This is a genomic window from Rhodococcus sp. RCBS9 (genome assembly GCF_029457415.1).
GTDB classification, from domain to species: Bacteria; Actinomycetota; Actinomycetes; order Mycobacteriales; family Mycobacteriaceae; genus Rhodococcus_F; species Rhodococcus_F qingshengii.
The window spans coordinates 2,490,326-2,514,941 of sequence record NZ_CP120422.1 but is presented as its reverse complement, the minus strand read 5'-3'; the positions used below and the strand labels follow the sequence as shown (position 1 = coordinate 2,514,941).

General features: G+C 61.3%; 18 protein-coding genes. 10 read left to right on the top strand and 8 right to left on the bottom strand.

Going from position 1 to position 24,616, the window contains the following annotated elements; translation table 11 throughout:
* Positions 1-2 precede the first annotated feature (2 nt).
* Positions 3-1,103 (top strand): Glu/Leu/Phe/Val dehydrogenase dimerization domain-containing protein, encoded by a 1,101-nt coding sequence (locus tag P0M12_RS11945; protein ID WP_277377758.1) that lies wholly within the window; start codon positions 3-5, stop codon positions 1,101-1,103.
* On the opposite strand, the gene P0M12_RS11940 is transcribed toward P0M12_RS11945, so the two are convergent.
* The 3 genes from P0M12_RS11940 to P0M12_RS11930 all read right to left on the bottom strand — a co-directional run bounded on the left by P0M12_RS11940 (position 1,038) and on the right by P0M12_RS11930 (position 3,661).
* Positions 1,038-1,940 (bottom strand): TIGR04222 domain-containing membrane protein, encoded by a 903-nt coding sequence (locus P0M12_RS11940; RefSeq protein ID WP_277377757.1) that lies wholly within the window; start codon positions 1,938-1,940, stop codon positions 1,038-1,040. The genes P0M12_RS11945 and P0M12_RS11940 overlap by 66 nt on opposite strands.
* Complete coding sequence (locus P0M12_RS11935) at positions 1,937-2,845, bottom strand: TIGR04222 domain-containing membrane protein (protein WP_277377756.1); 909 nt, start codon at positions 2,843-2,845, stop codon at positions 1,937-1,939. The genes P0M12_RS11940 and P0M12_RS11935 overlap by 4 nt, the downstream gene beginning before the upstream one ends.
* 138 nt (positions 2,846-2,983) lie before the next feature.
* Complete coding sequence (locus P0M12_RS11930) at positions 2,984-3,661, bottom strand: SDR family oxidoreductase (protein WP_276117241.1); 678 nt, start codon at positions 3,659-3,661, stop codon at positions 2,984-2,986.
* Between the two features lie 77 nt (positions 3,662-3,738).
* Between P0M12_RS11930 and P0M12_RS11925 the strand changes: the two genes are divergently transcribed.
* From P0M12_RS11925 to P0M12_RS11910, 4 genes are all read left to right on the top strand, one after another.
* Positions 3,739-4,665, top strand: a complete 927-nt coding sequence (locus P0M12_RS11925; protein WP_030537457.1) for a metal ABC transporter substrate-binding protein — start codon at positions 3,739-3,741, stop codon at positions 4,663-4,665.
* The gene (locus P0M12_RS11920; protein ID WP_277377755.1) at positions 4,662-5,393 is read left to right on the top strand and encodes a metal ABC transporter ATP-binding protein; all 732 of its coding nucleotides are present in this window, start codon (positions 4,662-4,664) and stop codon (positions 5,391-5,393) included. The genes P0M12_RS11925 and P0M12_RS11920 overlap by 4 nt, the downstream gene beginning before the upstream one ends.
* Before the next feature lie 3 nt (positions 5,394-5,396).
* Positions 5,397-6,305 carry a metal ABC transporter permease gene (locus P0M12_RS11915; RefSeq protein WP_218747513.1) on the top strand — a complete coding sequence of 303 codons (909 nt, stop codon included), beginning with the start codon at positions 5,397-5,399 and terminating at the stop codon, positions 6,303-6,305.
* A 119-nt stretch (positions 6,306-6,424) separates the two neighbouring features.
* Positions 6,425-7,981 carry a GGDEF domain-containing protein gene (locus tag P0M12_RS11910; RefSeq protein WP_277377754.1) on the top strand — a complete coding sequence of 519 codons (1,557 nt, stop codon included), beginning with the start codon at positions 6,425-6,427 and terminating at the stop codon, positions 7,979-7,981.
* On the opposite strand, the gene P0M12_RS11905 is transcribed toward P0M12_RS11910, so the two are convergent.
* Both P0M12_RS11905 and P0M12_RS11900 read right to left on the bottom strand, forming a co-directional pair.
* A complete protein-coding gene (locus P0M12_RS11905; protein WP_172403480.1) occupies positions 7,970-8,722 on the bottom strand; it encodes a cyclase family protein in 753 nt (250 codons plus the stop codon). The genes P0M12_RS11910 and P0M12_RS11905 overlap by 12 nt on opposite strands.
* Positions 8,723-8,866: 144 nt before the next feature.
* Positions 8,867-9,283, bottom strand: a complete 417-nt coding sequence (locus P0M12_RS11900) for a TIGR03668 family PPOX class F420-dependent oxidoreductase (RefSeq protein WP_003942513.1) — start codon at positions 9,281-9,283, stop codon at positions 8,867-8,869.
* A 54-nt stretch (positions 9,284-9,337) separates the two neighbouring features.
* Here P0M12_RS11900 and P0M12_RS11895 point away from each other — a divergent pair, with 54 nt between their 5' ends.
* Both P0M12_RS11895 and P0M12_RS11890 read left to right on the top strand, forming a co-directional pair.
* Entirely contained in the window at positions 9,338-10,339 is a 1,002-nt protein-coding gene (locus P0M12_RS11895; protein ID WP_003942580.1) for a PHP domain-containing protein, read from the top strand.
* Complete coding sequence (locus tag P0M12_RS11890) at positions 10,324-11,295, top strand: hypothetical protein (protein WP_064442874.1); 972 nt, start codon at positions 10,324-10,326, stop codon at positions 11,293-11,295. Before P0M12_RS11895 ends, P0M12_RS11890 begins: the two co-directional genes overlap by 16 nt.
* Before the next feature lie 9 nt (positions 11,296-11,304).
* Here P0M12_RS11890 and P0M12_RS11885 read toward each other — a convergent pair whose 3' ends face one another.
* From P0M12_RS11885 to P0M12_RS11875, 3 genes are all read right to left on the bottom strand, one after another.
* Positions 11,305-12,669: an HNH endonuclease signature motif containing protein gene (locus P0M12_RS11885; protein WP_277377753.1), complete on the bottom strand. Its 1,365-nt coding sequence runs from the start codon at positions 12,667-12,669 to the stop codon at positions 11,305-11,307.
* A 119-nt stretch (positions 12,670-12,788) separates the two neighbouring features.
* A complete protein-coding gene (locus P0M12_RS11880; protein ID WP_277377752.1) occupies positions 12,789-13,700 on the bottom strand; it encodes a cation transporter in 912 nt (303 codons plus the stop codon).
* Positions 13,701-13,772: 72 nt separating this feature from the next.
* Entirely contained in the window at positions 13,773-14,471 is a 699-nt protein-coding gene (locus P0M12_RS11875; protein WP_007735269.1) for a haloacid dehalogenase type II, read from the bottom strand.
* A gap of 110 nt (positions 14,472-14,581) precedes the next feature.
* Here P0M12_RS11875 and P0M12_RS11870 point away from each other — a divergent pair, with 110 nt between their 5' ends.
* From P0M12_RS11870 to P0M12_RS11860, 3 genes are all read left to right on the top strand, one after another.
* On the top strand, positions 14,582-15,919 hold the full coding sequence (locus tag P0M12_RS11870; protein ID WP_019746148.1) for a glycogen debranching protein: 1,338 nt from the start codon (positions 14,582-14,584) through the stop codon (positions 15,917-15,919).
* Positions 15,920-15,975: 56 nt separating this feature from the next.
* Entirely contained in the window at positions 15,976-16,722 is a 747-nt protein-coding gene (locus tag P0M12_RS11865; RefSeq protein ID WP_003942452.1) for a glycoside hydrolase family 25 protein, read from the top strand.
* Between the two features lie 979 nt (positions 16,723-17,701).
* A complete protein-coding gene (locus tag P0M12_RS11860; protein WP_277377751.1) occupies positions 17,702-24,577 on the top strand; it encodes an isopeptide-forming domain-containing fimbrial protein in 6,876 nt (2,291 codons plus the stop codon).
* Positions 24,578-24,616 lie beyond the last annotated feature (39 nt).

Sequence of the window (24,616 nt, the reverse complement as noted above, 5' to 3'; positions counted from 1 at the left end):
CAATGAGTATCGACGACGAACTGCGCTGGGACGGTGAACTGACCGTCACTCGCCATGATCGGGAGACCGGCACGACTTTCGTGATTCGAATCGACTCCACCCGTCTGGGACCGGCGTCGGGTGGCACGCGGGCCGCTCACTATCCCTCCATCGGTCACGCATTGGCGGACGCCGGGAAGCTGGCCGGCGCAATGACTTTGAAGATGGCGGTCTCCGATCTGCCGATGGGTGGCGGGAAGTCGGTAATAGCGCTACCTGCACCGCGCAATCAGATCGACGCCGCAACCTGGTCTCGTATCCTCGGCATCCACGCCGAGAACATCGACAAGCTCGAAGGAAACTACTGGACTGGTCCTGACGTCAACACCAACTCTTCCGACATGGATCAGCTCAGCCGCACCACCAAATACGTCTTCGGGCGTTCGGTCGGCAACGGTGGCGCCGGTTCCAGCGCGCACGCCACCGCTCTGGGTGTGTTCGAAGCGATGAAGGCCACGGCGCGTCGCCGAGGACTCGGAACACTCGACGGCCGAACGGTACTGGTACAGGGGCTCGGCGCCGTCGGCGGCGACGTCGTCCGTCTCGCAGCGCAGGCTGGCGCACGTCTGCTGGTTGCCGATACGGACCCGCAGCGCCTCGAGGCGGCTTCTCTCGCGGGGCACACGGTCGTTCCTGCCGGCGAGGTCCTCCGAACACCGTGTGACCTCTTTGCCCCCTGCGCGATGGGAGGCATCATCGATTTCGCTGCGGCTGCGTCGATTCCGACTCTGGCCGTGGCGGGCGCAGCAAACAACATCTTGACCGATGCCGCTGCGGGCGAGGTTCTGCGAGACCGCGGGGTTCTCTGTGCCCCTGATTTCGTCGCGAACGCAGGCGGAGCCTTTCACCTCGTGGGGCGAGAAGTCCTGGGGTGGAACGAAGACGACGTCGTCGAACGAACCCGAGGGCTCGGTCGAACTCTGGACGAGGTGTATTCGTTGAGCGAGGAACGTGGCATCACTACCGAGGCCGCAGCGCTTATGCTCGCCCGGGCGCGGCTATCCCCCGCATCCGCCGCCGCCACATCCGCCGCCCCCGCTGCAGCTGCTGCCTCCCCCGCCTGAACCGCCACCGTCCGAACCCCCGCTACTTCCGCTGCCGTCGGCACCGATTCCGGCGGCGGAGGCCAAGGCGGGATTGATCATCAGCATCGCCGAACCGGCGAAGAGAGCAGCGGACATTCCGGCCAAACGCGGTCCGTAGGCGGAGAAGGCAGGCTTGTTGCGCGGGGACAGGTAGGCGTGTGCCGTGGTCAGTTCCGAACGTGCCGCCTTGCCAGAGGTGGTTCGATCGAAGTTGAGCCCGAGCAGCGGGATACTGAACCCGGTGACGAGTACGGCGAGAATCAGAAACTCGACGGGCTTGTCGTTGTGCAGTCCGAAAGCAATGCGGACGATACCCACGGCCACCAGGATCTTCAGCGGAACTGTGGAGAGAAAGATTGAACGCCTGGCGCTGTCGGAGGTCAGGTATCCCCGGTCCGCCAAAGAGTTTCGTAGGCGAGCTGTTTCCACCGTCATACGCTCGGCGAGTTGGCGCCGACGATGGGGTAGAGCCTGCTGGGCCAGGCGCTGGTACACGGTGAGGGTGTACCAGTCCAGGGTCTCGTCGCCAGGGCCCAACGGGCGCAGGACAGCGCCGTCGGTGGTGATCAGGTCAGCGCTACGCAGGATTGCCAATGATGCTGCGATGGCGCGTGACTCGCCGGTGAGCATTCCGACTTCCGGAGGCGTCAGTTGCTCGGCGGAATACCCGTGCTCGGTTGAGTACCCGTGCCGGGGTGCCCGGATCATCAGACGCCACCCCAGAGTGAGAACCATGAGCGTGGCCGAAACGGCTATGTAGCCGTAGAGGAAATCCTCGCTGGGGATCCCCCAAGTGTCGGCTGCATGCGTGCTCATCCCCCACACCCCCCGCCGCCGCAACTGCTCCCACTGCCGCCACCGCCGTCCGAACCGGATGATCCGGATGAGGAGCCACAACTGTAGTAGCTCGAACTTCCGCCACCCGGGCTGTACGCGGCGCCCGCAGCTACCGCTCCCGCCAGCGCCGGATCGATCAGAACCAGAGCGCCCGCACCGAAGAGCGCCGCCGAGAGCCCGGCGAGCGAGGGACCGTAGCTCGTGTACGCGGGCCGCAGTTTCGGTGAGAGGTACGAGTTTTCGTGCTTGAGTCGTCGAAGCTCGCTGTCTCCCAAAGCTGTCCGATGACGCTTGATGCGAAGAAGTGGAATCATCAGAGCGAGAACGATGATGGTGAGGAGCAGGAACCCGACCGGCTTACCGCCGGCGATTCCGGCGACGAGACGGACCAAGCCGAGAGCAATTACCGCCACGATCGGAACGGTCCGAAGGGCAGCGGTCAGACCGTCCTGCTGGCGTTGCAAATATCCCTCGTCGATCAACGTCGTACGTAGTTGTGCGAGTGCGATGTTCAGCCGTCCCATCAGACGCACCTGCCGCAGCGGGACCTTTCCGTTGCCGAGTCGCTTGTGCACCGTACGGGTGAACCAGTCGAGACGATTCTTGTCCTCCGCAGTGAGTGCCAGCTTGGTCTTGCCTTCGGTGCTGATCAGCTCGGCGCTGCGCAGAATAGCCATCGACGCCAGCACCGCTTGGTAGTCACTGGTCAAGGCACCGATCTCGGGAGGAGTGAGCGGCCGACGGACAGCGTCGACGACCACCGGTGACCGGCGCGCAGTCATTCGGCTGTACAGCGAGAGTCCGATCGCGACGGCAGCCGCCACCAGGTACCACTGAAGGAAAGTCTGGCTGGGGATCCCCCATGTATCCGTATGATCATGCATCGCACACCACCTCTCGATGAACTCCTGAGACAAGTCCAGTCTCTTTGTCCGACAACTGATGTCAGTATCGGGCCAGTGCCCGGAAAAGCGATATCCGGATGGCCATCGTCACCATTCCGTTACCGCCGAACTGGGGATTTACCGGCCGGTAGGTCGAAGCACGATCTCCGTGGGGTGTGCGTCGGACGGTGTTTCGACGGCAGTGAGTACGGCACGCGCCACAGTGGAGGCTTTCAGGAAGCGCTCCGGGTCGTACTCGTCGCCCTCACCCGCGACGATGTCGCGCTGCATGTCGGTGTCGATCCGTCCGGGGTGAATGGAGGTGACCCGAAGTGCCGGCTCTTCCAGGCGCAACGCATCTCCGAAAGCGCGCAGGGCGAACTTGCTGGCCGCATACGAGCCCCAACCGGCGTTGGCGCGCAGTCCGGCACCCGAATTGATCAGCACGACGTGACCTCCAGCCGCACGAAGCGCGGGCAGGAGAACCCGCGTGAGTTCGGCGACGGCGATGACGTTTGCCTCTAGGGTGCGTCGCCACTGATCGACCGAGGATTCCTCGATGGTTCCGATGTCGGCCACGCCGGCGTTGTGTACCAGCACGTCGAGCGTCGTGATGGACGAGGCGGCGGCGGCGGCGGCGTCGTAGTCCGTGAGGTCGAGGGGTAGAGGCGTCGATCCGGGCAGTTCGGCGCAGATCGGCTCGAGGGCCTGCGCGGATCGTGCACCGAGCAGCAGGTTGTGTGTCGGCGCCAGTTCGCGTGCGATGGCAGCTCCGAGGCCGCGACTGGAACCGGTGATCAAGGCAGTAGGACGCATGGCCCGAGCCTATCGAGTGGAGATTGTTCGGCGAGACGAACTTGTGTATTTGTTTACCCACATATTAGAGTTCGACCATGACGACACGCGACGCGAAGAACTTCCGCCGCCTGGGAATTGCCGCCCTCGCCGCCCTGCTTCTGTCCAGCTGTTCTGCGGTGAGTTCTGGCTCCGACGACGACCGCCCGGTGGTGCTCACCACGTTCACCGTGCTGTCGGACATCGCCCAGAACGTTGCCGGCGATCATCTTCGCGTCGAGTCGATCACCAAGGCGGGGGCCGAAATTCACGGCTACGAGCCGACGCCCGGAGACATTCGGCGGGCGAGCGAAGCCGATCTGATCCTCGACAACGGCATGAACCTCGAGGCGTGGTTCGCGAAATTCGTCAACGGACTGGACGTGCCACACGTCGTGGTCAGCGACGGCGTCGAAGGCATTCCGATCGCCGGCGACGCGTATGCGGGCAAGCCCAATCCGCATGCATGGATGTCTCCGTTGAATACGCAGATCTACGTCGACAACATGGTGACTGCTTTCAGCGACCTCGACCCGGACAACGCCTCGGCATTTGCGGAGAACGGCGCGAAGTACAAGACGGAACTGCAAGCAGTGCAGGACGGCCTGGTCAGTGGCCTGGCGGCATTGCCCGCAGGTCAGCGCGCACTTGTCAGTTGCGAGGGTGCGTTCTCCTATCTGGCCAGGGACGCGGGACTCAGCGAGGCGTACATCTGGCCGGTCAATGCCGAGCAGCAGGCGACGCCGCAGCAGATCATCGCCGCGATCGACTTCGTCCGAGCCAATTCCGTTCCCGCCGTCTTCTGCGAGTCGACGGTCTCGGATGCCCCCATGCAGCAGGTTGTCGGGGCGACCGGCGCGAAGTTCGGCGGAACGCTGTACGTCGATTCGCTGTCCGAAGCCGACGGTCCCGTGCCCACCTACCTGGACATGATTCGCCACGACACCGACGTCATCCTCGGCGGTCTGACCGGCGGTAAATCATGAACGATGCCATTCGCGTCGAAAACGTCAGCGTTCACTACGGCGAGGTCCACGCACTGGACCACGTCGATCTGACGTTGAACTCGGGTAGCGTCTGCGGACTGATCGGTATGAACGGTTCAGGAAAGTCGACTCTGTTCAAAGTGATCATGGGGATGATCAAGCCGGACAACGGTTCTGTCAGAATCGCCGGTCTCGACGCAGCCACTGCGCGCAAGAGCGGCCGCGTCGGATACGTGCCGCAGAGTGAAGACGTCGACTGGACCTTCCCGATCAGCGTCCGTGACGTCGTGATGATGGGCAGGTACGGCCACCTCGGATTCTTGCGACGTCCGCGGCGTGCAGATCGCGAGGCGGTGGCAGAGGCCCTCGAGCGGGTGGAACTCACCGAATTTGCGGATCGTCAGATCGGTCAGCTCTCGGGTGGTCAGAAGAAGCGCGCGTTCGTCGCACGCGGCATCGCGCAGGACGCGTCGATACTGCTGCTGGACGAGCCGTTTGCGGGCGTCGACAAGCGTTCCGAGGCAACGATTTCTACGCTGCTACGAGAGTTGGCTTCCGACGGCCGGTCGATCTTGGTCTCGACCCACGATCTCCACGCTGTGCCGAAACTTTGCGACGAGGCGGTACTGCTCATGCGCAAGGTCCTGGTGCATTCCGACCCGGACACCGTGCTGCAACCGGAAAACCTCGCCCTGGCTTTCGGTCTCGACGTGATGGACAGGACCTGATCGATGAACCTCGTAGAACTCCTACTTGATCCTCTCCAGTACGGATTCATGGTGCGCGCGTTGGCCGTTGCGGTTGTGGCAGCGGTTGTCTGCGCGGTGCTCAGTTGTTGGTTGGTGCTCATCGGGTGGTCGTTGATGGGCGACGCCGTCTCGCACGCCGTGCTGCCGGGTGTTGTCCTCGCTTACGTCGTCGGCGCACCATTTGCTATCGGGGCCTTGATCTTCGGGTTGATCGCCGTAGCGCTGATCGGACTGATCCGTAACACCAGTCGCGTCAAGGAAGACGCCGCGATCGGTATCGTCTTCACGACTCTCTTTGCGTTCGGTTTGGTTCTCATCTCGGTGACCCCCAGCCAGACCGATCTCAACCACATCATTTTCGGCAACCTGCTGGGGGTGAGCTCGTCAGATCTTCTGCAGGTCGCGATACTTGGCGCGTTGGCGTTGAGCATTCTGTTGATCAAGCGTCGTGATCTGACGTTGTTCGCCTTCGACCCGATCCATGCGAACGCGATAGGTCTTTCGCCCAAGCGCCTGGGTGCGCTGCTACTCGGCGTCCTCGCACTCACGTCCGTTGTGGCGTTGCAAGCCGTCGGCGTCGTGCTGGTGGTGGCGATGCTGATCATCCCCGGCGCGACGGCCTACCTCCTCACCGACAAGTTTTCGCGGATGCTGGTGATAGCTCCCGTCGTTTCCGCAGTCTGCGCGATTGCCGGTATCTACGTCAGCTACTACCTCGACACGGCTTCCGGTGGCATGGTCGTCATGACGCAGGGCATCGTGTTCGCTCTGGTGTACCTGTTCAGCCCCTCGCAAGGGGTGATCGCGAAATGGACTTCGCAGCAGCGTAGGACCCGAGCGGAATACAGCGCCGCGGGGCGTACGAGCCTTCCTGATCGTTCGTCCAGTTAACAATCCGCTACCAAATCGGGTAGGTTCGTACGGGCATTCGTCACCACAACATTCCGGCCGCAACGATGCCGGCTGCAAGACGATCGGTGGTGACGCCTTGAACACCGATGGGTTCTTCGATGACGCAGTTCCGAGCGCGACGCACGTGGCTGGTTCTCGGCGTCGTTGTCGCGGTCATCGCTCTCGCCGGATCCGGGCTGCTCAGCCCACGAACTTCGGTTCTGGTGGACGATATCGCCCAGCTCGTCGGCGGAGCCACCGCAACTACGGTCTGTTGGTGGACATCGCGGCGCTATCACGGCGTCGAGCGTCGTTGGCGAACTCTGATGGCTCTGGGTATGGCCGGCTGGACTCTCGGGATGTTCTTCTGGGCGTTCTACCGCTCGGTTCTCCACGTTCCACTTCCGTCGCCGTCGATCGCGGATATCGGTTTCTTCATGTTCCCGGTGTTCGCCGTGCCGGCGCTTCTGTCGTTGGTGCGTCAGTCGCCCCGGCGTGAGGCGATCGGTCCGATCCATCTCTGGCTCGTGCTGACGCTCGACGGTCTTGTCGTTGTCGGTGGATTGTTCATCCTCACGTGGACAACGGCCCTGGGCGCCGTCGTTCATACCGGTCCGACGGGATCTCTCGGGTTTCTTGTCGCGGTGATGTATCCGATCACCGACTTCGTTCTGATCGCCATGGTCTTGCTGATGGTCATCGGACCGAAGGCCGTAGCAGAGATCCGTGAACCGCTGACGTTCCTCGGGTGCGGGTTGGTGATGCTCTCCCTATCGGACAGCCTGTACGCGTACTTGGTGGCGATCGGCGCCGAGAGTATGCCGACCATCGCCGATGCCGGGTTCATCGCGGGGCCGCCGTTGATCGCCTTGGCGGCGCTGACGAAGCGAACCGAGCCTCGGAACCGCAACGCGCCACAGCAGTGGCGAAGCGATCGGACTCAGTTGCTGCTGCCGTATCTGTTGATCGCGGTGATCGCGACGATCGTGACTGTTCAGGCGCTGATCGTCGGCAACCTCGATGCCGTGGTCGTGATACTCGGCGTCGGCGTGTTGGTTCTCGCGCTGGTGCGCCAAATACTCACGCTCCTCGAGAACGACGCGCTACTCCAACAGATCTCCGCTGCCCAGGACGAGCTGAGGTACCGAGCACATCACGACCCACTCACCGAGCTTGCAAACCGGGCCGCGTTCGACGAACACTTTGCGAGCGCCATCGAAAACTATCGCCACACGAACTCCGATTGGGTGCTGATGCTTGTCGATCTGGACGACTTCAAACAGATCAACGATCGATACGGGCACCCGGCCGGCGACCGGTTACTGGTTGCTCTCACAGCACGTCTGCGCGAAGCGGTTCCCGAGGGTGCGTTTGTCGCCCGATTCGGTGGCGACGAGTTCACAGTGCTCCTGCAGGGCACGATCGACGACGCCGTCGTCGTGGCTCGCCGGATCGTCGACGCGCTCAGGTCCGATCAGACTGCAGACACATCGGTGTCGGTGGGTGCGAGCGTTGGTGTCGCGCATTTCGAGTCCGCGCAGTTCGAGTTTGGGGACGAACCGCTCAGCGCGCACACTCTTCTTCGCCAGGCCGATGCGGCGATGTACGAGGCGAAGAGAAGTGGGAAGGGCGCGGTCGTTGTCTACGGCGGCCGTCGCAAATGGTTATCGCCGTAGTAGTGCGAAAATCGTTGCCGGTGAACCCGATCCGGCCTTGTTGATCGCACCACCGACAAGGATGCTAGCCCCGGTGGTTGGCAGGGCGGCAAGATTGTTCAAGTTCTCCAGGCTGATTCGATGCTTGTCGTACAGGATTGTCGAGACGGGGTAGGTTTCATCGTTTCCGAGGTCGGGACCGAACGTGTCGGTTCCCAATGCTCCGCGGGTGCCCAAACGGCCGGTGTCTATCAGCCACCGCGCCGCGTCCACCGAGAAGCCGGGCTGGTGGGTGACGCCCTCGGCATCGGAGTTGGCATATTCTTCGCTACCCCAGCGCGATTCCCATCCGGTCCAGAGAACTACGGCCGCTCCATCGGGGATCTTGCCGTTGCGCGTTTCCCATTCCTGCAGGTCCGCGACCGTGAGCGCATAGTCCGAATCGGCGGCAGCCTTGTCCCGGATGTCGATCTTCACTGCGGGGAGGAAGAGGTCCGCCGGATCGAGTTGGTCGGCTGTGAGGCCGCCTTCCTGGAAGTGTGCGGGTGCGCCCCAATGCGTGCCCGTGTGCTCACCTTCCTTGACGTACTGGAGGTAGTAGCCGTCGTTTGCGATGGTGGCCGCTGTGTCGAGAGTGAACTCGGGGTCGCCTGGAAAAACCGGCGTCGTCGCCGGGTCGTTCACGTGTGAGAGCGAAACAACCGACAACTGTTCGTTCAACGGGCTTGTTGCGTCTTGACTGCTTCCGGAACTGCTACCCATGTCGATCACCTGAGGTCCCGCTACCAGCGCCAGACCTGTGGCTGCGCGCTGAAGTAGCTGCCGTCGTTTCATCGATCCCCCACCAATTTGTCCGAATTGAGAGTGTTGCAATCACTTTCGCTCCTTGAACACTAGGACAGAACCTTAGGCTGCTGCGGACCATGACGACCACTCCACATCGCGGACAGCTATGACCTGTCCGTGCGGTCGGTGATCTACGTACTGCGGATACTTTGCGGCCAAAGCATCGATCGCGCTCTCGGACTCCTTGGTGCCGGGGTCGAGAACCTCCGCATGTCCGTCGACGCGGACCCACCAGAGCGCGGACCAGTCGTCGTCGTAATGATCGACCAGCAGGCTTGCGCGCCCCGTCTCGGTGATGTTCCGGAGCCTGCGAAGAGCGGTCGTGGTTTTCGGTTTGTGGTCGACACAGGAATAGACGGTGCCGCCGACCAATACGAATACCAGCGGCACGATGTGCGGAACGCCGGCCGCATCTGCCGTTGCCAGGTGAGCCACCCGCGCGGCTTCAAATCGTGCTCTCGGGTCGTCCATATTCACAGCGTAAGGGGATCAAGGGTTGCCGCGAGCCGCTGCTGACGGAACAGTGGTCTCATGGAACCGGATGAAGCGCTTCGGGAGATCGCCTACTGGCTCGAACGATCACGCGCTGAAACGCACCGCGTCAAGGCCTATCGCCGAGCTGCGGAGGTCTTTTCAGGATTGTCCGACGAGCAGAAGGAGTCTCGCCGGAAAGCCGACAGTTGGAAGGCCCTCACCGGCATCGGGCCGAAGACTGCCACGATTATCGCTCAGTCGTACGACGGCATCCCCGAGTATCTCGAGGAACTGCGGGGGCAGGCTGAGCCCATCGGCGACAGCCCATTGCGACAAGCCCTCCGCGGCGACCTCCACACCCACTCCGACTGGTCCGATGGTGGAAGCCCCATCGAAGAAATGATGCGACGCGCAGCAGCACTCGGCCATGACTACTGCGCCCTCACCGACCATTCGCCTCGCCTCACAGTTGCCAACGGGTTGTCCGCGGAGCGCCTACGGTCTCAACTCGACGTGATAGCCGGGTTGAATGCCGAATTGGCTCCCTTCCGCATTCTCACGGGAATCGAGGTGGACATCCTCGAGGACGGTTCACTCGACCAGGATCCCGATCTGCTCGACGAACTCGACATCGTGGTGGCGAGCGTCCACTCCAAGCTGCGGTCCGAGCGTGAGGCGATGACCCGCAGAATGCTTGCTGCAGTGCGAAATCCGCGTGTCGATATTCTCGGACACTGCACCGGGCGTCTTGTCGAGGGTGCTCGCGGAACCCGGCCCGAGTCGCAGTTCGACGCGGAGAAAGTGTTCGAGGCCTGCCGCGAATCAGGCACAGCCGTTGAGATCAATTCCCGACCGGAGCGTCGTGACCCGCCTTCGCGTTTGATCGAGTTGGCCCGCGATCTCGATTGTCTTTTCTCCATCGACACTGACGCCCATGCCCCCGGTCAGTTGGCTTGGCAGGGCTACGGCTGTGACCGGGCCGAAAAGTGCGGCGTCGAAGCGGATCGGGTGATCAATACGTGGACCGCCGAAGATCTTCTGGAGTGGGCGGGCAATTGACGGTCTCGGCACGCGCGCTGCTGTTGGTGGCGTCGCTTTGCCTGGCCACCGCTTGTTCGGCTCCCTTCTGGCGAGATTCGGTGTACTTCACACCTCCTGAGGCTCGGGTGTTCGAGACTGCCGACTGTCTCGGAATTGAAGTCGCATGGGGCCTGTTCGGTGTCGATCTGTATTCGCGTCCGAAACACGAAATAGGGTATCCTCCATCTGATTTCGATCCAGTGGCAGTATTTCGTTGCGAAGTCGGCGAAGACGCCTCCGGAGCGCTAACCGTCGACATGGTTCGACTCGAAGGTGACGTAGCCGCCGTCAAGGATGCATATCGTGTCGACTCCAAACGCTTTCCCGACAATGTCGTTGCGAGTTGTGTCACAAGCGAACTGATTCCCGTCAAACTGTGGATGGTCAATAGTGCCGGACAAGTGATGTTTCCGGCCTGGCCGTCGAGTCCGTGCGGCTTTCAAGTCGGGCCTCTCGATTCGCTTCGATCTCTGCATGAAGTCGAACGTGTCCGAACTTCGTTGAGTCTTTCTCCGACGATGGCGAATTGCGATCGCTCGTCTGCCCTTCAATTCGACCGGACAGATGCCAGAGAAGTCGACAAGGCGCGCGAGCAGTTCGAGAGAGGCGAAGTCTATGACCCGCTCGACAATGAGCTGGCTACGCCTGTCGCTGATGCTGCACGACTATCCGTGTGCCGGCATGAATCTCAGACAGACGTGGACGTTATTCGCCTGTCCGAAGCGGAGAGTCGAGACGTGGTTGCCGCCATAGCCGATGCTCCTATAGCTCCGCCTTGTGATCAGATCGCGACAGCGACAGCATCATCAACCCTCCTACGGGTTGACGGTTCGGGTGGTACTCCTGTGAGCGTGGAGTTGGATGGATGTCGCCGTGCCGCCCTTTCCGGCTATCGAAGCACGCCGGAATGGGTCACCGAGGCGTTTGCTCGGTGACCTCCGGGTTCAGAGTCGTGTGGTGGAGCGGCGGGGTTTCCGGTCGGGGTCGATGCCCGGTGGTGGGATGAACCAGGGCAGGTGATCGGTGCCCATTCGGATTTCCCATTGTCCGGTGAATCCGGGTTTTCGGTGCATCAGGGTGTGGTGGGTTCGGCAGAGTAGGACCAGGTTGTCCATGACGGTTGGTCCTCCTTTGGCCCAGTGTTTGATGTGGTGGGCGTCGGTCCAGGCGGGGACGCAGTCGCAGCCGGGGAAGGCGCAGCCTTTGTCGCGGGCGATCAGGGCGGTGCGTTGTGCTGCGGTGACAAGCCTTTTGAGTGGGGTGACGTCGAGTGGGGCACCGTTTTCGTCGAGGAGGACGCTGGAGAGCATGCAGTCGCAGGCGATCATGCGGGTGCGGCCGATGCTCAGTGGTCCCATCCAGGGCATGTGGCCGACATCGAGATCTTGTTTGTCGAGATCTTGGAAGTCGAGATCGAGCATGCCGGGATCGTCGTCCTCGGACGGGACAGGTGTTGAGCCATCGCCCGTTGTGGCGCATTCACGGTGGTAGGCCAGGTCTTTGGCGTTGATGTGCACGTTCAGGTGTGGGCGTTGGCCGCCGTCGATGCCGGTGGCAGCGTTGTCGAGGTAGCGCCGGATGAGTTCTGCCATGGCGTCTGCGTTGCGTGTGGCGGCGGGTCGTTTGTCGGGTGTGCCGTCTTCGGCGGGGGTGGGCATGGAGAGGTTGGAGAGGGCGGAGAGAAGCATTTCGCCGGTCACTCCGTCGAAATCGCCTCGGACGGCGACTCTTCCGTTGAGGGTGGGGGAGATGCGCAGTTCGTTGCGGTCGGTGTCTTCGCTTGGTGGTGGGTCGTCGGATTCGAACATGTGCTCGAGGACGCTGATGGCGTAGCGCAGTTTGACGGTGGTTGCTTCGGTTCCGGATGCTGCGGCGAGGAGTGTGTCGCGGCAGTACGGTAGTGCGGCGTCGGGCATTGCCTTGGGTGGGGATTCGCAGAACGCCACGATCAGTGCTGCGTGCTCGAAAGTGAGGTCACCGGCATCGAATTGGTCTTCGATCTCGGGAAATGAGCGTAGCGCTTTGCCCAGGGCTGCGATTCTTCTGCCGGTGGAGATCTGCAGCATGGTGTGGTTCGCGAGCCATTGTCCGGTGCCGCGGTAGCAGAGTACTTGTTCGTCCGGGTTCAACGTCAGGGTGTCGACAGCGGCCACTCGAATGGCTTCCAGGCGAAGAATTTCCGCTGACGCGGTGATGGCGATCTCGCGGACGTCGCTGGGGTGAAGCCGCCACAATCGTCCGCGCACACCCACGGCGGAGTTGTTGACCACGTCGGTGACAGTATCTTCGTCGGTGATGTTGATCGTCATGAGAACCCCCCGTTCCACCTCCCATCATACTCGAACATACTTTCGAGTCAAGGATATTTTCGAGAAGGTGAGGTGGGCCCGGCCGTCGTGATTCTATTGTTCGAGAACAGGTTCCGTCGCTAGAGCATCAGCGCCGGATCTGTAGTCAGTTCGATGTTCAGCCACGGTTCGTAGGGGAGATCGGCGAGGCTGGTGGCGAACGAGCGTCGTACTGCGTCTTCACCGTCGATGTCCCAGCTGTGTGGCACGACCATGAACGTCGCTTCGACATACAGCTTGCGACCCACCTTGCTCATGGTGAGAGTCGGTTCGTCCAAACCGAATTCGTCGCGGACGACGGCGATGGCATCGTGCACGCGGGCCTGAACGTTTTCGCCGGGAGCACCTTCGAGGAGTTCGATCAGTGCGGTTCGCAGAAGTGCGTACGGTTGCGGGACCAGCATCGCGCAGCCGAGGAGGACCAAGACGGAGTCGACATATCGGTCGGCGTCGGAGAAATCGGTGCGGCCCAGGATCATTGCGACGACAGCACCGACTGCGACCAGCGCGCTGAAGGCAGCCGACGCTCCCCATTGCCTGGCTTCGGCGACGAGCAGATCAGATGTGCGGTCGACTTGTCCGACGTAGCGCCAGATGATGATCGACACCACTGCGCTGACAGCGCCGTATGCCACCAGAGACCCCGCGGTGACGTCGGCTCCGCCCGCGAGGATGACACGAACTGCCTCGACTGCGGCGTAGGCGAGCGTCGCCAGTAGTGCCATGCCCTGGACAGCGATGACGACCGGGATCAATGCCTCCTTTCCGAACGGGAAGCGTGCGGTGGGGCCCGAGTCGGCTATCCGCGAGACCCGCAGTGAGATCGCCGTCAACACCATTCCGATGAGGGCGTACACACCGTCGAGCAGGATCACCTGGGACTGCGAGATCCAGCCCCAGAATGCGGCGAGCACAGCCAACGCCGTTGCGACCACGAGCGAGTACCGCAGGGCCTTGCGTTCGCGGGTAGCGCTGTCTTCCTTGGTGCCCATGAATTCCAAACCGCCTGTCCGTTTCGATATTCCTTCACGTAGGAATACCAGCAACGACGCGCAGGCACGGGATCAGTGGACCAATTGCGCTGCCAGATCGAGAAAGTCCTCGGCGTTGATGTCGAACTCGTCGGAGAAGGACACATCGGGATTGCCCCTGGCTCCGAATTCGAGTGGTCGAGCTATGAAGGCTGTGCGGAATCCGAGAGCTTTGGCCGCCCGGATGTCATATTTGTGACTGGCAACCATCATGATCTCGGCCGGGTCGTACCCGAGATATCGAGCGGCCAGGTGATAGATCTTCGGATCTGGTTTGAAGACGCCGGCCATTTCGGCAGTGAAGACGGCATGCCATGGCAGATTTCCGTGCCGGGAGATGCTGACTGCGGCATTCACGTCGGCGTTGGACAAGGCAGCGATTGTGTACTGCTGGCGCAGGGTTGTCAGGCCGGCGACAGTGTCGGGCCACGGGTCCAGGAATTTCCAGGCGGTGGTGAGTTCTTCCTGTTCGGCATCGGAAAGTTCGATGCTCTCGCGGGCCAACAGCTTGCGCAGAGCCTCGCGGTACACCGAATGTACTGTCACCCATTCGCCTGTGGAGTCGTCGGCCTCGGAGGTGTTCGCGAAGTACTCAGCGCGCCAGAGATTGACGAATCTTGGCCAGTCCACGTCGGCGTCGGTGATTCGACGGGCCTCTCGGCACAGTGTGCTGTGAAAATCGGTCGCTGTGCCCTGGACGTCGAACAGCAGTGCTTTGATCTTCTCGCGCACTAGGCCTCCACTCCGAGATCACCTGACGGACTTCCTTCATTATTGCGGCTGCAGCGCCGGATTCGTGCTCGGTGAGCGCAAAGGCTCGACGCGTCGCAAAATAGACATCTATGGCCGACCGCGGATTCACCCCGACTCAGCTCGCCGCCCGAGCTGCCTACTTGCTGCGCGGAAACGACCTGGGCACGATGACCAGCGCTGCCCCGAAGCTGTATCCCCACATGTGGAGCTGGGACGCCGCGTTCGTGGCGGTAGGTCTGGCGCCGCTCAGCGTCGAACGGGCGGTAGTAGAGCTCGATACCTTGCTCTCGGCTCAGTGGAAGAACGGAATGATTCCGCACATCGTGTTCGCGAACGGTGTCGACGGCTACTTCCCCGGACCGACGCGGTGGGATGTCAATGCGTTGGCAGCGCATGCTCCTTTGGGTACCGCTACATCGGGAATCACCCAACCCCCCGTTCACGCGATCGCGGTGCAGCGGATTCTCGATCATTCGCGTCGGCACGGACGTACGACGCGTGCGGTCGCGGAAGAGTTTCTCGACCGGCGCTGGAGCGATCTGGTTCGGTGGCACCGGTGGTTGGCGGAGGCCCGCGATCTCGACGGCAACGGCCGTATCGCGCTCTATCACGGGTGGGAATCTGGGATGGACAACTCTCCGCGGTGGGATCTGGCGTACGCGAATGTTGTTGCGGGACAAGTTCCTGCGTATCAGCGTGCTGATCTCGCTGTGGTGACGGACCTGTCTCAGCGGCCCACGGATCACGAATACGACCGCTACCTTTGGCTTCTCGAAGAGATGAAGGCCGTGCGGTACGAGGACTCGCAGCTTGCCACAGCCATGAGTTTTGCCGTCGAGGACGTGTTTGTCAGCGCGGTCTTCTCGATGGCGTGCGACGTCCTGGCGACGATCGGCGAGGAGCATTCCCGGCCGAACTCCGACGTCCGTGATCTACGCGGGTGGGCAGATCGATTCCGGCAGGGCGTGATTGCCACCACCGATGAACGATCAGGTGCAGCAAAGGATTTCGATCTTCGCACCGGGCGATGGGTTCATACCGAGACCATCGCGATGTTTGCGCCGTTGCTGTGCGGCGGCCTGAGCCGCGATGCCGAGCGCGCTCTGTTGCGCACTTTCGAGGGGCCCAAATTCTGTGGTCACCCGGACATGCGGTTTGCTGTCCCACCGTCGACGTCTCCGGTTTCCGGCGATTTCCGCCCGCGGGAGTATTGGCGTGGCCCGGTGTGGCCGGTGATCACGTGGTTGTTCTCGTGGGCGTTCGCGCGTCGGGGGTGGGCCGAGAGATCGCACGTCTTGCGTTCGGAGGGGTTGCGGCAGGCCAGCGATGGCAGTTTTGCCGAATACTACGAGCCTTTCACCGGTGAGCCGCTGGGCAGTATGCAACAGTCGTGGACCGCTGCGGCTGTTCTCGATTGGCTCGGTTGAGTGAACATTCCCTGAATTAGGGGACAAAACGGACTAGTCGACCTTAGTCTCGGGAAATGGTCGAGCGACGGATCGTCAGGACACTGGGCAAGCTCACCCCGATCGCGATGGCAGCTGCCATCGCGATCACGGCACCTGGCCTCGCCGCTGCCGACGCTCCCCGTGGCCCGGACGTCTCTTCGTGGCAACACGTGGACGGAACCGGAATCGACTGGTTCCAGGTCAAGGCGTCAGGGCACGAGTTCGCGATGGTCAAGGCCACCGAGTCGCTCAACTACGTCAATCCGTACTTCATCCAGGATTGCCTGGTCATGCGTGCTGCCGGCGTCTCGCGCGGGGCCTACCACTACGCAGACGTTCGCCAGTCCCCCGAAGCCCAGGCCGCCTTCTATTCGGCGATCGTCCTGGGTATCAACGGACCTGGTGACCTCCCGCCCGTTCTGGATCTCGAGGACGCGAAGGGACTGCCCGCCGGGCAGGTCATCGACTGGACTCATCGCTACTTGAATACAGTCCAGGCACTTACCGGGCGGCAGCCCATCATTTACACGTATCCCAACTTCTGGCGTACTCAGATGGCCAACACCACCGAGTTCAACCACTACCCGCTGTGGATCGCCGATTACAACGGGCAGAACGCACCGGGGCCGCTACCCGGCGGTTGGTCCAACTGGACTTTCTGGCAGTACACCAGCACCGGACGCATCCCAGGAATCACCGGAAACACAGATATCAACGTCTACAGCGGAGCCCAGGGCGATTTCGATCGCTACGCCAACAGTGTGGGGTTCGGCAGCAGCTAGGTTGCGGCGGGGCCGTTGGCTCCGTGGCGCCCGTTTCGGGCCCTTTCGCCCTCGAGGCATTTGTCGCGAGGCATGTGGAAGGGCTCTTTTCGACGCCTTTGCCTCGCTTGGCTGGTTAGTCCGGTTGTTGCTCGTCAGTTACGAGAATTCTGCCGAACGGTAGCCACAGTCGCAGAATTTTCGACTAACTGAGCAGGATCAAAAGATAGCTGTGGCAGAAAATGAGCAGAACTGCTCTGCCTGAAAAGCTACAAAACGGACTTGAAGTTGGGTCTGAATCGAAGGCGGCCGCCCGGTTTCGGGCGAAGTTGGTGCCTCGCAATCCAACTATCGGAGCCTCGGGATGCTTCGTTACCGGCAGCAGTCGCTGAGTGTGGTCTGGATCAATTCGATCAATTTCGACGGGCTCGCACGCGTGATCGGACTCCATGCAGGACGGGGTTTCCGAACGTCGTTCGAGGGTCTGTGGCGCATCCAACAGGCCTTATCCATATTGGGCATTTGTCCAGATTCCATATCTTCCTCGAGGTTGGTCGTCACCCGATCTGGTCAGCGGAAACGTTGAATGTCATCGCGTTCGCCGCGGTGCCGCACTCCGAGGGCTGAATTGTCCGCTCGGACAACACTGCTCCTCGAAGCTTGTCCGATCTACGAACAAAAACGTCGATCGGTCTGCTTTGTCCGACTTTCGATGGGCAAGCTCCCGGTTATCTGTTATCTTGTTCCTGATAACTGGAAGGTTGCTCTCGATTTGCGCGGATTTCGAGGGCCAAGGTCCTGTTCAGGGCGGCTCTTCCAACACGCAGGTGTTTCCGAAGAGGAGCTCGAATGACAGGACCGGCAACAGCGTCCGGTGTGAGGTCGATCAGCCGAAAACAGGCGCATCGACCCGAACCAACCGATCAACCGGGAGTTCGCGCCAGCGCTCTCGCATCTCCGTCCATCGAACATCGATCAGGCACATCCTGGGGAGTAAGAAATGCCTAACGACATACCGCCGACAAGGTCGGCCATATTCACCGCAGGGCTCCCGCCCTGGGTGCGAGCGTGGACGGTGGTATGGACCGCCATCGCGATGATTCTCGGTATCTCCGGCGCGACGGCAGTGGTTGCGTCAGCGCAGCCGGCCGCGACGCTCGGCGGCCCCGTTCAGGCTCAGGCGCCGGCTCGCGCCGCTGTTCTTCCGGATGAACAGCCTGCAAAAGGCTGCGCATTCAGCGCCCCCGGCACCGGTCCGTTCTCGCAGAACATCTGCTGGATCGATATGTCGACGCTCGATGCGGCAACGGCTGCTTCTGCGGCAGGGCAGTCGATGGAAATCCAGCTCACCGACGGTTACAAGATCAACTTCAAGGCTTTCCTCACCGACTCGGTAGCGGGAAAGACACACCAGGGGATCGAAACGAAGGCATTTCCCACGTTGCACTATGCAGCGTTGGGAACTTCCGCGTACACGGGTGTGCCGACGACGATCAAGCCGGCGATCTACCAAACCTCAGCCACCGCTGGTCAGTCCGGTGGAACAGTCTCGCTGAAGAACATCGTGATGACGGGGCCGAATGGCGCCGTCAACAACTACGGGCTCGTAGCAGCCGACGCCGAGTCGACAGACGCGAATATCAATACTACGAACGACCGTGAATTCCTCACTTTCAATTCGGACAAGCCTCTACGGCAGATCGCACGTACCGTCGGTGACGACAGTGATCCTGCCTACCCCGGAATTCGGGCCTGTGACGGTGGGCTGACGGGTATGCCAGCCAATACCGTCCGATGCGATTCGTGGAACAACGTCAATGGCCAGGGGCGCACGCCCGGAACGCTGGTCGTTGCATCGACTGCTCCGACAAGTTTCGCAGCCACTTTCGGAAATACCGTTCAGGCGACCTCGCGTCAGGGCCTGGCGTTCGGTGTGCTGCTGTCGAAGGTCAAGATCGACAAGGACCTCACGCGCGTCACCCCCGGTGACGATTTCACTATCGGCATGAGCACCGGACACCACGCTGATGCAGGCGCCGCTGCAGCAACCGAGATCAAGAGCACCACGACCGGTGCGACTGATACGACGGCATCGACTGGCTGGCGGACGCTCCTCGCAGATACCACGCCCACCCCTGTCACGTTCTGGGAGAAGCCAACTACCTCGGCGACCAAGACCGCGAACTATGCGACATCGTGGGATTGCCAGGTAAACGGCGTGACCCAGGCCCTCAGGGTCGGTGACGTTGCGCAGGCAGCACTTACACCGGGTGACAACGTGTATTGCAAGGTCAAGAACACCCCGGTTCTCGTGAAGAAGTCGTCGTCACCACCTACCGGTGAGACGGTCAATATCGGCCAATCAATCACCTACACTCTGAATTTCGAGAATCCGGGCACTGCGCCGGCAACGATCGACTACACGGACTACCTCGCCGACGTCATTGATGACGGAACAGTTGCGGTCGGTGCTGCAACCGGCGGACTCACCGCCGCATTGAACGGCGCCGACAAGATCAAGGTCGGCGGCACGTTGCCGGCCGGCGGCAAGGGGACAGTCACATACACCGTCACTGTCAAAGACGGCGGCAACAAAGTTCTGAACAACTATCTGGTTCCGGGGACTACAACTCCCCCCACAACATGTGATCCTGCAACCAATCTCTGCACGACGCATCCCATGCCTGGTTTCACGCTGACCAAGACGGCTGATCCGGTTTCCGGTTCGACGGTTCAGGCCGGCGACACCATTACGTACACCGTCACCGGTGCCAACACCGGCAGGACGGCCCTGACTCCCGCGACGATCACCGATGATCTGAGTGCGGTTCTCAACAATGCTGCTGTCGTTCCGGGCTCGCTGAAGGCGACCATCGACGGTGCTCCTGTTGCTGCTCCGACTCTTTCGGGCAGCACTTTGTCGTGGTCCGCGAATCTCCCGGCCGGTAAGTCTGTTGTTCTGACATACCAGGTGAAGGTCAATGCCGGCGTTGCCGCGGGAACGGTTCTGAACAACAAAGTCACCGGTACTGCGAAGCCGCCGACCGGTCCGGACATCACTCCTCCTCCGGTGGAAACGAATCACTCGGTTCCAGGTTTTACGCTGGCGAAGACTGCCGATCCGATCTCCGGTTCGACGGTTCAGGCCGGCGAGTCGATCAAGTACACCGTCACCGGCACCAACACCGGCAAGACGAAGCTTGATCCGGTACAGATCAATGACGATCTGGGTGCGGTCCTCAATAATGCTGCTGTCGTTCCTGGTTCGCTGAAGGCGACCATTGACGGAGCTTCCGTGGCTGTTCCGACTTTGTCGGGTACGACGCTCTCGTGGACTGGCGTTCTCGAAGCCGGCAAGTCGGTTGTCCTGACCTACGAGGTGAAGGTCAACGACGGTGTCGCTGCGGGTACGGTTCTGAACAACAAGGTCACGGGTACTGCGAAGCCGCCGACCGGTCCGGACATCACTCCGCCGCCGGTTGAGACGAATCACTCGGTTCCCGGTTTCACTGTCGCGAAGACTGCCGATCCTGCGTCGGGTACCGGCGTCAATGCTGGTCAGACGATCACGTATACGGTGACAGGTACGAACACCGGTAAGACGACGCTCAATCCTGTTGTGTTGACCGATGATCTGTCGAAGGTTCTCGACAACGCGACGTTGGTGGACGGTTCGCTCAAGGCGACAGTCGACGGTGCTGCTGCCGCTGCTCCGACGCTCTCGGGGACGGCGCTCTCGTGGACTGGTGTTCTGGAGCCGGGTAAGTCTGTTGTTTTGACTTATCAGGTGAAGATCAACGATGGTGTTGCCGGCGGGGTTCTGATCAACAACAAGGTCACCGGTACTGCGAAGCCGCCGACGGGTCCGGAGATCACTCCTCCGCCGGTGACGACGGAGCATCCGGTTCTGTCTCCGAAGATTGCTGTGGTGAAGTCTTCTGATCCGGTGTCGGGTTCGAATGTTGTTGCCGGTCAGGACATCAAGTACACGCTTTCGTTCTCGAACACCGGTAACGGTGCGGGTGAGGTCGCGTACTTCGATGATTTGCGTCAGGTTGTGGACAAGGGTGCATTGAGTGGTTTGACTGCTGATGCTCCGTTGGTTGCGACGATGGTCGGCGGCGATGGTTTCTCGGTGACGGGAACCTTGGCGGCCGGCGAAACGAAGACGGTGACGTATTCGGTGAAGGTCAATGCCGATGTGGTCGGTGGGGTGTTCGTGAACAACTTCGTTGTTCCGGGGACGACTCCGCCGGTTGATCCTCCGGAGGTGTGTGATCCGGCGACGCAACTGTGCACGACGCATCCGGTGGTCTCTCCGAAGATTGCTGTGGTGAAGTCTTCTGATCCGGTGTCGGGTTCGAATGTTGTTGCCGGTCAGGACATCAAGTACACGCTTTCGTTCTCGAACACCGGTAACGGTGCGGGTGAGGTCGCGTACTTCGATGATCTGCGTGGTCTGCTCGATGATGCTGATCTGGTTGCGGGCAGCTTGAGTGCTGATGCTCCGTTGACGGCTGCGATGGTCGGCACGGATGGTTTCTCCGTGACGGGAACCCTTGCGGCCGGTGAGAGCAAGACGGTGACGTACACCGTCACGGTCAAGGCTGATGCCGATCGCGTTGCGGCGAATGCCGACAACACGGTGCTCAACTTCGTTGTTCCGGGTACGACTCCGCCGGTTGATCCTCCGGAGGTGTGTGATCCGGCGACGCAACTGTGCACGACGCATCCGGTTCAGGTTCCGGGGTTCACGGTCGCGAAGGCTGCCGATCCTGCGTCGGGTACCAATGTTGCTGCTGGTCAGACGATCACGTACACCGTGACCGGTTCCAACACGGGTAACACGACTCTTGATCCGGTGGTGTTGACCGATGATCTGTCGAAGGTTCTCGACAACGCGGTGTTGGTGGACGGTTCGCTCAAGGCAACGGTCGACGGTGTCGACGCGACTGCTCCGACCCTGTCGGGTACGACGCTCTCGTGGACTGGTGTTCTGGAGCCGGGTAAGTCTGTTGTTTTGACTTATCAGGTGAAGATCAACGATGGTGTTGCCGGCGGGGTTCTGATCAACAACAAGGTCACCGGTACTGCGAAGCCGCCGACGGGTCCGGAGATCACTCCTCCGCCGGTGACGACGGAGCATCCGGTTCTGTCTCCGAAGATTGCTGTGGTGAAGTCTTCTGATCCGGTGTCGGGTTCGAATGTTGTTGCCGGTCAGGACATCAAGTACACGCTTTCGTTCTCGAACACCGGTAACGGTGCGGGTGAGGTCGCGTACTTCGATGATTTGCGTCAGGTTGTGGACAAGGGTGCATTGAGTGGTTTGACTGCTGATGCTCCGTTGGTTGCGACGATGGTCGGCGGCGATGGTTTCTCGGTGACGGGAACCTTGGCGGCCGGCGAAACGAAGACGGTGACGTATTCGGTGAAGGTCAATGCCGATGTGGTCGGTGGGGTGTTCGTGAACAACTTCGTTGTTCCGGGGACGACTCCGCCGGTTGATCCTCCGGAGGTGTGTGATCCGGCGACGCAACTGTGCACGACGCATCCGGTGGTCTCTCCGAAGATTGCTGTGGTGAAGTCTTCTGATCCGGTGTCGGGTTCGAATGTTGTTGCCGGTCAGGACATCAAGTACACGCTTTCGTTCTCGAACACCGGTAACGGTGCGGGTGAGGTCGCGTACTTCGATGATCTGCGTGGTCTGCTCGATGATGCTGATCTGGTTGCGGGCAGCTTGAGTGCTGATGCTCCGTTGACGGCTGCGATGGTCGGCACGGATGGTTTCTCGGTGACGGGAACCCTTGCGGCCGGTGAGAGCAAGACGGTGACGTACACCGTCACGGTCAAGGCTGATGCCGATCGCGTTGCGGCGAATGCCGACAACACGGTGCTCAACTTCGTTGTTCCGGGTACGACTCCGCCGGTTGATCCTCCGGAGGTGTGTGATCCGGCGACGCAACTGTGCACGACGCATCCGGTGGTCTCTCCGAAGATTGCTGTGGTGAAGTCTTCTGATCCGGTGTCGGGTTCGAATGTTGTTGCCGGTCAGGACATCAAGTACACGCTTTCGTTCTCGAACACCGGTAACGGTGCGGGTGAGGTGGCGTACTTCGATGATTTGCGTCAGGTTGTGGACAAGGGTGCATTGAGTGGTTTGACTGCTGATGCTCCGTTGGTTGCGACGATGGTCGGCACGGATGGTTTCTCGGTGACGGGAACCTTGGCGGCCGGCGAAACGAAGTCGGTGACGTATTCGGTGAAGGTCAATGCCGATGTGGTCGGTGGGGTGTTCGTGAACAACTTCGTTGTTCCGGGTACGACTCCGCCGGTTGATCCTCCGGAGGTGTGTGATCCGGCGACGCAACTGTGCACGACGCATCCGGTGAAGGTTCCGGGGTTCACGGTCGCGAAGGCTGCGGATCCGGTGTCGGGTACCAATGTTGCTGCGGGTCAGACGATCACGTATACGGTGACGGGTGCGAATACGGGTAACACGACTCTTGATCCGGTGGTGTTGACCGATGATCTGTCGAAGGTTCTCGACAACGCGACGTTGGTGGACGGTTCGCTCAAGGCAACTGTCGACGGTGTCGACGCGACTGCTCCGACCCTGTCGGGCACCACGCTCTCGTGGACTGGCGTTCTCGAGGCCGGTAAGTCGGTTGTTCTGACCTACCAGGTGAAGATCAACGATGGTGTTGCCGGCGGGGTTCTGATCAACAACAAGGTCACTGGTACTGCGAAGCCGCCGACGGGTCCGGAGATCACTCCTCCGCCGGTGACGACCGAGCATCCGGTGGATGGCACACCCGCGATCGAGGTACTGAAGTCCTCTGTTCCGTCCACCACGAACCGTGTGGTTGGCGGCCAGGAGATCACGTACACGCTCACGTTCAAGAATGTGGGCACCGCGGATGGTGAGGTCAGCTTCTACGACGATCTCACCGACGTTCTCGACGATGCAGTAATGACGAAGGATCCGGCTACCACTTCCACGCTGGTTGTTTCGGGTGTCGTCGACAACGTCTTCACGGTCACCGGAAAGCTGGCCAAGGGCGAGACCGCGACAGTGACGTACACCGTCAAGGTCAATCCTGAGATCGGAACGTTGTCAGGTCCCGGATTCACTCCGGGTGTCCTGAACAACTACCTGGTGGTTGGTGGCGAGAACCCGCCAGTGGACTGTGTCCCGGGCGACGCTCTCTGCACCGAACACCCGATAGACCCGCCGGAGACCACCACTACGGTGCCGCCGACGACCACCACGACGCCGCCGGTCACGACGGAGCCCTGTGTTCCTCCGACGACGACCACGCGGATGGTTCCGACGACAACGGTTGCGACGACGACGGCTAGCGCGATCACTGCCGGTGACGCTGATGTGACCGGTACGGAGGAATCCACCACCGCGGAGGAGACCACCACAGAGGAGACCACGACAGAAGAAGTTGTCGCGGAAGAGATTGTGGATCCGTGTGGCGTGACGACAACGACGCCGCCGACGACAACGCCGCCGGTCACGACAGTTCCGCCGACCACGACGGTTCCGAACACGACGGTGCCGGTTACACCGACGATCATCATTCCCCCGATCGTCGTTGTGCCTCCGATCGTCGTACCGCCGACGGTTCCGGGTCAGCCGGTTCCGAGCACGGTTCCGGGACAGCCGAAGCCGCCGACAGCAAACCCGGGTCAGCCGGGTCAGCCGAAGCCGTCTGCTCCTCAGGGCGGGACGATCAACTCGGGTGGTGGCGCTGGTGAGAGTGGCGTGAACACCGGGTTGCTCGCAGCAGGTGGATTGGTTCTGCTGCTGGCGCTGGGAACGGGTGTTGTTCTCCTGACGCGTAAGCGTCGCGAGGACGGTGACAACTGATTCTCTTGAGAATCTGAGGTAAACGACGTGGGGCAGATC

What these genes read in the sequence shown, in the direction of transcription:
- P0M12_RS11945 (WP_277377758.1), top strand. Translation starts at nt 3, where the DNA reads ATGAGTATCGACGACGAACTGCGCTGGGACGGTGAACTGACCGTCACT.
- P0M12_RS11940 (WP_277377757.1), bottom strand. Translation starts at nt 1,940, where the DNA reads ATGAGCACGCATGCAGCCGACACTTGGGGGATCCCCAGCGAGGATTTC.
- P0M12_RS11935 (WP_277377756.1), bottom strand. Translation starts at nt 2,845, where the DNA reads ATGCATGATCATACGGATACATGGGGGATCCCCAGCCAGACTTTCCTT.
- P0M12_RS11930 (WP_276117241.1), bottom strand. Translation starts at nt 3,661, where the DNA reads ATGCGTCCTACTGCCTTGATCACCGGTTCCAGTCGCGGCCTCGGAGCT.
- P0M12_RS11925 (WP_030537457.1), top strand. Translation starts at nt 3,739, where the DNA reads ATGACGACACGCGACGCGAAGAACTTCCGCCGCCTGGGAATTGCCGCC.
- P0M12_RS11920 (WP_277377755.1), top strand. Translation starts at nt 4,662, where the DNA reads ATGAACGATGCCATTCGCGTCGAAAACGTCAGCGTTCACTACGGCGAG.
- P0M12_RS11915 (WP_218747513.1), top strand. Translation starts at nt 5,397, where the DNA reads ATGAACCTCGTAGAACTCCTACTTGATCCTCTCCAGTACGGATTCATG.
- P0M12_RS11910 (WP_277377754.1), top strand. Translation starts at nt 6,425, where the DNA reads ATGACGCAGTTCCGAGCGCGACGCACGTGGCTGGTTCTCGGCGTCGTT.
- P0M12_RS11905 (WP_172403480.1), bottom strand. Translation starts at nt 8,722, where the DNA reads ATGGGTAGCAGTTCCGGAAGCAGTCAAGACGCAACAAGCCCGTTGAAC.
- P0M12_RS11895 (WP_003942580.1), top strand. Translation starts at nt 9,338, where the DNA reads ATGGAACCGGATGAAGCGCTTCGGGAGATCGCCTACTGGCTCGAACGA.
- P0M12_RS11885 (WP_277377753.1), bottom strand. Translation starts at nt 12,669, where the DNA reads ATGACGATCAACATCACCGACGAAGATACTGTCACCGACGTGGTCAAC.
- P0M12_RS11880 (WP_277377752.1), bottom strand. Translation starts at nt 13,700, where the DNA reads ATGGGCACCAAGGAAGACAGCGCTACCCGCGAACGCAAGGCCCTGCGG.
- P0M12_RS11870 (WP_019746148.1), top strand. Translation starts at nt 14,582, where the DNA reads ATGGCCGACCGCGGATTCACCCCGACTCAGCTCGCCGCCCGAGCTGCC.
- P0M12_RS11865 (WP_003942452.1), top strand. Translation starts at nt 15,976, where the DNA reads ATGGTCGAGCGACGGATCGTCAGGACACTGGGCAAGCTCACCCCGATC.
- P0M12_RS11860 (WP_277377751.1), top strand. Translation starts at nt 17,702, where the DNA reads ATGCCTAACGACATACCGCCGACAAGGTCGGCCATATTCACCGCAGGG.